Consider the following 1286-nt stretch of genomic DNA (forward strand, 5'->3'; position numbering starts at 1 on the left):
TTACTGTATTACTGCTATCGCCTAAAACAGAAGAGTGAGTCAATCTTAGGCTCGCATCACGCGCCTTACATCGCTTATTCCAGCTGTATCATTGTTTGGATAAGCAGCAACGCCTATTTCCATACCGATTTATTGCCAGAATTAGGCTCTGTTGGTGGCATTTTTATGGCTAAGTTAGCGAACTTAGCGTCTTTTTTCGCCTTTGCGTTTGCATTCTATTTTTCTTGCCAGTTAACCGCAGATGTTAAAAAAACAGCGGTCAAAGTCTGGCAAAAAGTCGTCTTTGTCGCACTAGCAACGTATTCACTGTACATCAACTTAGTGCCGAATCTTACTGTCGAAAATGTCACCATTAGTGGTCCAAGCCAGTTCGTCATTGAATTTGGCCCACATACCTCATATTTTTTCATTAGTTTGCTAGCTTTCGTGGTACTAACGCTGCTTAACTTGATTGCCATGCGCGCTAACAGCAGCAAGCTCACGCTAGCAAAAAGCAACTATATGATCGCTGGCATTTTGGTATTCATGTTATCTACGGCAGTGATACACCTTGGAATGACGTATTTCCTTGGCGACTTCTCCCTAACTTGGTTACCACCAGCACTTTCAATCAGCGAAATGTTGTTTGTGGGCTATGCCCTACTTACCTCTCGCTTCTACAGCGCTAAATATCTCACGTACTTAACGGTAAGCGCGCTCTTAGTCTGCGCCATTTTTGTTCTGCCGCTAGGGGCGATATTTATTCCTATCTCTGAAGATAACCAATGGCTTGTTGCGGTACCTTTATGCGCGCTTATCGGTATCACTTGGCACTTGCTTTTTAAGCGAGTCAGTCGTTTCGCTTCGTATTTTATTTATGGGAAACGACACACTCCCGTTCAGCAAATCCTTGGGTTAGAGGAAGAGTTTAAACGCTCAATAGATGATGCTATGCGTCAGTTGGCATCGTTACTTAACATACCAAACAACAAGCTACAGCTAGTCACTAGCAATTACACAGAAACGTTTTACGAAGAGTACCTGCCGTCAAGCAAGTCAGTTCTCGTGCTAGATGAGTTGTCTGAAGAAATTGATTATGCCTCCTCTTCTAAAGGGTCGATGAGAAAGCTCTACGAGCGCATGCGCTCAAGCAATACTGCGCTCGTTATGCCTCTCTTCGGTCGTGGAAAGTCTGTTACTCACTTACTAATTTCTTCACATAAAATAGATAATAAGCTGTTTTCTAATGAAGAAATCTCAGCTCTGCAAACGTTATTAGTTCGCATCCAGAGCACCATTGAAGCCGA

General features: G+C 43.2%; 1 pseudogene. It reads left to right on the forward strand.

The features are described 5' to 3' along the window. Positions 1-1286 (forward strand): annotated as a pseudogene (locus IQR33_RS08670) (hybrid sensor histidine kinase/response regulator); the annotation flags it as partial.

Source organism: Vibrio sp. OPT46 (assembly GCF_015163535.1).
In the GTDB taxonomy this organism is placed as follows: domain Bacteria; phylum Pseudomonadota; class Gammaproteobacteria; order Enterobacterales; family Vibrionaceae; genus Vibrio; species Vibrio alginolyticus.